This is a genomic window from Amycolatopsis sp. NPDC104587 (genome assembly GCF_055583645.1).
On sequence record NZ_JBVJNO010000007.1, the window covers coordinates 150,284 to 156,805 of the forward strand.

Sequence of the window (6,522 nt, forward strand, 5' to 3'; positions counted from 1 at the left end):
GCCAGTATCACTCCTCGTACGTCGCCAGGAAACGCGCCATGGCGGCGTCGACGGCGTCGCGGTCGCCGGTCGTGACGAGGTCGAGCAGCAGCCCGCGCGCGACGGCGAGGCCGAGCCGGGCGTGGGCGGCGCGGTCGGCTTCGGGGACGCCGTACTGCGCGAGCAGGGCTTCGATCGGGCCCAGCCAGTCCTCGACGACGCCGTCCAGGAACTCGGTCGTGCCGGGGGTGCCGCCCAGGGCCTGGCCGTAGAGCTGGAAGAACAGCTTTTCGTTGGCACGCAGGTCGTCGGCGGTCAGACGCCGCCAGAACTCACGGCCGTCGCCGGCGTCGGCGAGCGCCGCCCGCTGCCGGGCCTCGACCTCGCGCGCGACCGCCGTGAGCAGGCCTTCCTTCGAGCCGAAGTGGTAGATGAGCATGCGGTGGCTGGTGCCGAGCTCCGCCGCGAGCGCGCGCAGGCTCTTGCCCGCGCCGCCGTGGTGGGCGATGTGGTCGATCGCCGCGTCGAGCAGCTTCGCGCGCGGGCTTGTGTCGATCATGTACCAGATGGTACACGTACCAAATGGTACAAGAGATTTCGGTGCGCGGCCGGACGTCCGCGCCCGCCGACACCGTGTACGCCCTGCTTCGGGACGGGGCGAGCTGGCCCGAGTGGTCGCCGCTCGGGTCGTTCGAGCTGGTCAGCGAGGGGGAGGGTGAGCCGGAAGGGCTGGGTGCGGTCCGGCTGTTCCGGACCGGGCGCACTCGCTCGTACGAGAAGATCGTCGTGCTGGAACCCGGCCGGCGGTTCGGGTACTCGCTCGAGCACGGCCTGCCGCTGCGGGACTACGTCGCCTACGTAGACCTCTCGCCGGCCGACGGCGGCACCGAGATCCACTGGCACTCGACGTTCACCGCGAAGATCCCCGGCACCGGCTGGTTCTACCGGCGGATCCTGGGGGTGTTCATCAAGCGGGTGGTGGCCGGGCTGGTCACCGCGACCCAGGCGCGAGTGGCCCCATAGAGTAGGCGCATGTCAGCGCCACGACGGGGATCGACCGGCCGCACGCAGGAGGAACGCAGCGCGGCGATGCGCGTCCGCCTGCTCGACGCGACGGTCGACTGCCTCGTCGAGTACGGCTACGCGGGCACGACGACCACGCGCGTCGCCGACCGCGCCGGCGTCACGCGCGGCGCGCAGGTGCACCACTTCCCGACGAAGGCCGACCTCGTGACGTCGGCGATCCGGCACCTCGCGGAGAAGCGCACCGAGGTGGCGATGGCCGAGCTCGACCGGCTGCGCGCGTCCAGCGACCCGGTCGGCGACGCGTTGCAGCTGATGTGGGAGATGCACCAGGGGCCGGTGTTCTCGGCGACGGTGGAGCTGTGGGTCGCTTCGCGCACGGACCCGGAGCTGCGCCGTCAGATGGCCGAGGTCGAGCCGATCGCGACGTCGAGCCTCGTGGAGTTCGGCAAGGCGCTGCTGCCGGAGCACGCGGAGCACCACGAGTTCCTGCACGCGGTGTACACGGCGATGGACGTGGTGCGCGGCATTCTCATCGCGAGCTGGGCTACCCGCGACCAGGACGAGCTGGAAGCTCGCTGGGAGCGCGGCCGCCGTCACCTGCGGATCCTGTTCACGACGTTGATGGCCGCTACCGCCTGAACGGCGTGTTACTCTCTCCGGGAGAGTGAGGAGGCTCGCCGTGTGGCCGGACCCGTACGACCGCAACTGCCCGACCCGCCAGCTGCTCGACCGCATCGGCGACCAGTGGACGGTCCTGATCGTCGGAGCCCTGAAGGACGGCCCCCTGCGGTTCACGGAAATCGGGCGGCGGGTGGATGGCATCTCGCAGAAGGTGCTCACGCAGACGTTGCGGAGCCTGGTGCGCGACGGGATCTTGACGCGGACGTCGTACCCGACGATCCCGCCGAAGGTCGAGTACGAGCTGACCGCGTTGGGGCGGAACCTTTCCGAGCCGCTCGAGGTGCTGGACCAGTGGGCGAGGCAGCACATGACGGCGGTGCAGGAGTCTCGCGAGGCTTACGACGCGGAGCACACTCCCGCTTCGGCCTGACTTATCGTCTGCGCTCATGTCGATCTCGGTCGTCCTCGACGGCAGCGGGCCGGAAGCCGCCACGCGGCCGCGTACGGCGAGCCGCAGCGGGCGGTCGCCGGCCGGGCCGGGGTCGACCAGGCGACGGTGAGCCGCCTGGTCGCCCGGCGCCGGCCTCAGCGGGCCACCAACCCCGCCTCGTGCGCCAGCAGCCCGGCCTGAGTCCGGTTCGCACAGTCCAGCTTCACGAGCATCCGCGACACATAGCTCTTCACCGTCGCCTCCGCGAGGTGCAACCGCACGGCGATGTCCGCATTGGACAGTCCCTCGCCGAGGCACGCCAGTACATCCCGCTCGCGTTCCGTCAACCCGGCCGTCCGCCGCCGCGCGTCATCGGAACGCTCGCGTCCGTCCGAAGACAACGCCACCAGCCGGCGCGCGGCCGACGGCGACAGCACCGTGTGGCCGTCCGCCGCCACGCGGACCAGGCCGATCAGGTCCTCCGGCGGGGTCGACTTCACCAGGAACCCCGCCGCGCCCGCGCGCAACGCCCGGATCACGTACGTGTCCGCGTCGAACGTCGTCAGCGCCACCACCGCCGGGGGATCCGGGAGCTCGACGATGCGCGCGATCGCCGTCAGGCCGTCGACACCCGGCATGCGCAGGTCCATCAGCACCACGCGGGGGCGGTGGCGGACCACCGCTTCGACCGCTTCGGCGCCGTCGGAGGCTTGGGCCACCACCTCGATGTCGCCCGCCGAACCCAGGATCGTGCGCAGGTGCGCGCAGACCATCGGCTCGTCATCGACCACGAGCACCGGGATCACTGTGCGTGCCTTCCGCCGTCGGAACGTAGGCGGGCAGTATCGCACCGACGCGGAACCCGCCGCCGGGCGCGGGGCCCGCGTCGAACCGGCCGCCGACCAGCTCGACGCGCTGGCGCAGGGCCGCCAGGCCCGACCCGGAGCCGCTGCCCGCCAGCGCCGGGTCCGGCGGCCCGGCCGCCGCGGTGTTGCCCACCGAAACGTCCAGACCACCCGCGTGGTAGCGCAGCGAGACCGCCGCCGACGCGCCCGGCGCGTGCTTGCGGACGTTCGTCAGCGCCTCCTGCACCAGCCGGTACGCGGTGCGCGCGACCGTCGGCGACACCTGCGCCGGGTCGCCGTCGACCACCAGCTCGGTCGCCACCCCGACCGACTGGGACTCCTTGACCAGCCGCGCCGGGTCGCCCGGCTCCTCCGGGCGCAGCGTCCGCGGGCCGCCGGTTTCGGCGCCGTTGCGCAGGACACCGACCAGGTCGCGCAGCTCGTCCAGCGCCTGCGCGCCCTCACGCCGGATGTCCTCGGCCGCCGTCCGCACGGACGGCTCGGCCGACGTGACGCCGAGCGCGCCGGCGTGCAGCACCATCAGGCTGAGCCGGTGCGTGACGACGTCGTGCATCTCGCCCGCGAGCCGCCGCCGTTCCTCCGCGCGGGCCTGTTCGGCCAGCAGGTGCTGCTCGCGCTCGGCGCGTTCCGCGCGGTCCCGCAACGACTTGAGCAGCTGGCGCCGCGCCTCGCCGTACAGCCCGAGCATCGCCGGCAACGTCGTGCTGAGCACCGCGAACGGCGTGGTGCTCCAGCTCGGCACCCACGGCCGGGCCGCGATCAGCGTGAGGGCGCCGGCCACCCAGAGCACCGTCCGCCGGTCGAGCACCCGCGCCAGCTGCGTCAGCACGACGGGGGTGATGGTCGGCACCGTCGTCAGGGCCAGCGGGTGCGCGGCCACCAGCAGGCCCGGCGCGAACAGGTCGGACGCCAGCATCGCGACCGCCACCGCGACCAGCGACCAGGCCACCTGCAGCGGGAACCGGAACATCAGCACGAGCGAGAGGTCGCAGGCCACCTGCAGCACCAGGCCGGCCGCCGGGCCGAGCGGCCCGGTCGTGACCTCGCCCAGCGCGTACAGCAGGACGTTCAGCCCCGCGAACGCGAACGCCGCGAGGAACAGCCAGAAGGCGTCCGCGCGGCTCGGCCACAACGGCCTCCGGGTGCTGGTCACGCGGTCACGGTAGCCGCTCGCCCGGGCCGCCGTGCCGGATGCGCAACCAAAGTTGCGGCTGCCGCGCCGGAGCGCAACTTTTGTCGCCGCGACGACCTTCCTTGCCCGGTTACGGCCGGGGGCCCCGATCCGGTGGAGTGGGACCACCACAAGCGAGGGAGGCCATCGTGGTGACTGTCCAAACGCGACCCGCGACGCGGGTGGCGTTCGCCCGTGCCCCGGTCCTGGTGATCGCCGGGCTGGCCGGGCTCGCGCTGCTCCTCACCAGCGGGCGCTACGCCGGCGGGTTCGACGAGCTCTACTTCCTGGTGGCTGGTCGAAATCACCTGAGCTGGGGGTATTTCGACCAGCCACCGCTCATCCCGGCGCTCGCGGCGCTGATGGACTGGCTCGCGCCGGGCTCGCTGGTCGTGCTGCGGCTGCCGATGACGCTCGCCGCGGCCGCCGGGGTCGTCGTCACGGCGCTCATCGCCCGCGAGCTCGGCGGTGGCCGCGCGGCCCAGGCGATGGCGGCGGCGTGCTACGCGACGTCCAGCATCGTCATCGTCAGCCACTGGATCGGGACCTACGTGCTGGACCCGTTCCTGTGGACGGTCGTGGGCTGGCTGCTCGTGCGCTGGACCCGCACCCGCCGCGACGGCCTGCTCGTCTGGGCCGGCGTCGTGACGGCGGTGTCGCTGGAGACGAAGTTCCTGATCCCCGCGCTGTGGGCCGCGGTGCTGCTCGCCGCGCTCGTGTTCGGCCCACGGGAGCTGCTCCGGCGCCCGAAGCTCTGGCTGGGCGCCGCGATCGCCGTCGCCGCCACCGTGCCGACGCTGGTCTGGCAGGCCACGCACGGCTGGCCGTACACCCACATGAGTGAAGTCGTCGCCGCGGAGTTCCCGGGCTACGGCGCTTGGGTGCGCGACGGGCTGCTCGGCGCCGGGATCGGGGTCGGCGTGCTGGCGCTGCTGTACGGCGTCTGGCGGCTGCTGCGGTCACCGGAGCTGCGGCCGTACCGGTACCTCGGGGTCGCGCTGGTCCTGGTGGCGCTCGCCGTGGTCGCGACGCAGGGGCGGTCCTACTACCTGATGGGCTGTTACGCCGTTCCGTTCGCGGCGGCGGCGACCGAGCTGACTCGGCGGAACCTGGCCGGCTGGTGGAAGGCCGTGGCCTGGCCGGCGTTCGTGCTCTCGGCGGTGGTCACGCTCGTCGCGCTGCCGGTGTGGCCCGCTTCGACGACGCGGACGTCCTTCGGGCCGTTTTCGCTCGGCAGCGCGTTCGCGCAGGGGGAGCTGCCGCAGCAGGAGCTGGCGAAGGCGATCGGGCAGACCTACGCGGCGCTGCCGCCCGAGGTGCGGGCGCGGACCGCGGTGTACGCCGAAATCTACCCGTTCGCGGCGGTGACGGAGTTCTACGGTGCGCCGTACGGCATCCAGCGCGTCTACAGTGGACACCGGGCGTACTGGTACTTCGGCCCGCCGCCGGAGACGGCCGACGCGGTGCTGTTCGCCGGGTTCGACCCGGGCCTGCTGCGGCCGTACTTCGCGCACGAGACGAAGCTGGTCGACGGGCTGGTGTGGGAGTACGACGGGCGGACGGCGCCCTGGTCGCGGATCTGGCCCGCGCTGAAGCGGCAATGAGAAGGAGCGAGATGAGCACGTTGTCCCTGCCCGCCCGGGCCTACCTGCTGGCCTGCGACACCGGGCGTGACCGGCTGCCCGACCGGGAGCGCGTCGCGCTGCTGGTGCGCGCGGCGGCGTTGACCGACCTGGTGCTGCGCGGCCTGGTCGCCGACGGCGACGGGCGGCCGGTGGTCACCGGCGCCGGCGGCACCGGCCACCTGGTGCTCGACGACCTGCTGGCCGAGCTGGCCGCGGACCCGCACCGCAAGTGGCGCGCGTGGGTCCGCCGCGACGCCCGCGAGACGCTGCGGTCGCTGGAGACCCAGCTCGACGCGGCGGGGGTGCTCACGATGCGGACGTCCCGCGTGCTGGGGTTGTTCCCGCGCCGCCGTCCGGTCGTCGCCGACCGCGCCGCGGTGGAGCGGCTGCGCCGGCAGGTGGCGGCGGCGCTGGCGAGTGACGCGCCGGTGCCGTCGGACGTCGCGGCGTTGACGGCGCTGGCCGGGACGGTGGAGCTGGGCACGGTGCTGCCGCGCCGCGAACGGCGGGCGCACAAGGAGCGGATCGCGACGCTGGCGGAGCAGACGGGCGCGACGGTCCCGGCCCTGCGCAAGGTGATCCGCGAGCTGAACTCGGCCCGCAGCGCGTCGATCGCGGCGAGCTCCGGCGGCGGTGGCGGCTGACCGCTCCGGACGACACGGCGTGGGGGCCGGTTCCGGGGGGGGGGGGGGGGGGGGGGGGGGGGTTGGTGTCGGGGGGGGGGGGGGGGGGGGGGGGGGGGGGGGAGGGGGGGGGGGGGGACAAACCCCGCCCCCCCCTCCTCTCCCCCCCGCGGGAATACAG

8 protein-coding genes are annotated in these 6,522 nt (G+C 73.6%); 5 read left to right on the forward strand and 3 right to left on the reverse strand.

Annotated features, from left to right (window positions below; translation table 11 throughout):
• Positions 1–7 precede the first annotated feature (7 nt).
• Positions 8–538 carry a TetR/AcrR family transcriptional regulator gene (locus tag ACZ61C_RS22635; RefSeq protein ID WP_465309759.1) on the reverse strand — a complete coding sequence of 177 codons (531 nt, stop codon included), beginning with the start codon at positions 536–538 and terminating at the stop codon, positions 8–10.
• 23 nt (positions 539–561) lie between these two features.
• Between ACZ61C_RS22635 and ACZ61C_RS22640 the strand changes: the two genes are divergently transcribed.
• From ACZ61C_RS22640 to ACZ61C_RS22650, 3 genes are all read left to right on the forward strand, one after another.
• On the forward strand, positions 562–1,002 hold the full coding sequence (locus ACZ61C_RS22640) for an SRPBCC family protein (protein ID WP_465309761.1): 441 nt from the start codon (positions 562–564) through the stop codon (positions 1,000–1,002).
• A gap of 66 nt (positions 1,003–1,068) precedes the next feature.
• Positions 1,069–1,644, forward strand: coding sequence for a TetR/AcrR family transcriptional regulator (locus tag ACZ61C_RS22645; RefSeq protein ID WP_465310209.1), 576 nt, complete (start codon positions 1,069–1,071; stop codon positions 1,642–1,644).
• A 40-nt stretch (positions 1,645–1,684) separates the two neighbouring features.
• Entirely contained in the window at positions 1,685–2,056 is a 372-nt protein-coding gene (locus ACZ61C_RS22650; protein ID WP_465310210.1) for a winged helix-turn-helix transcriptional regulator, read from the forward strand.
• Positions 2,057–2,211: 155 nt separating this feature from the next.
• Here ACZ61C_RS22650 and ACZ61C_RS22655 read toward each other — a convergent pair whose 3' ends face one another.
• Both ACZ61C_RS22655 and ACZ61C_RS22660 read right to left on the reverse strand, forming a co-directional pair.
• Positions 2,212–2,862: a response regulator gene (locus ACZ61C_RS22655; RefSeq protein WP_465309763.1), complete on the reverse strand. Its 651-nt coding sequence runs from the start codon at positions 2,860–2,862 to the stop codon at positions 2,212–2,214.
• Positions 2,837–4,075 (reverse strand): sensor histidine kinase, encoded by a 1,239-nt coding sequence (locus tag ACZ61C_RS22660; RefSeq protein WP_465309765.1) that lies wholly within the window; start codon positions 4,073–4,075, stop codon positions 2,837–2,839. The genes ACZ61C_RS22655 and ACZ61C_RS22660 overlap by 26 nt, the downstream gene beginning before the upstream one ends.
• Positions 4,076–4,242: 167 nt before the next feature.
• Here ACZ61C_RS22660 and ACZ61C_RS22665 point away from each other — a divergent pair, with 167 nt between their 5' ends.
• On the forward strand, positions 4,243–5,697 hold the full coding sequence (locus tag ACZ61C_RS22665; protein ID WP_465309767.1) for an ArnT family glycosyltransferase: 1,455 nt from the start codon (positions 4,243–4,245) through the stop codon (positions 5,695–5,697).
• Positions 5,698–5,708: 11 nt separating this feature from the next.
• Positions 5,709–6,362 (forward strand): GOLPH3/VPS74 family protein, encoded by a 654-nt coding sequence (locus ACZ61C_RS22670; RefSeq protein ID WP_465309769.1) that lies wholly within the window; start codon positions 5,709–5,711, stop codon positions 6,360–6,362.
• Positions 6,363–6,522: the final 160 nt, after the last annotated feature.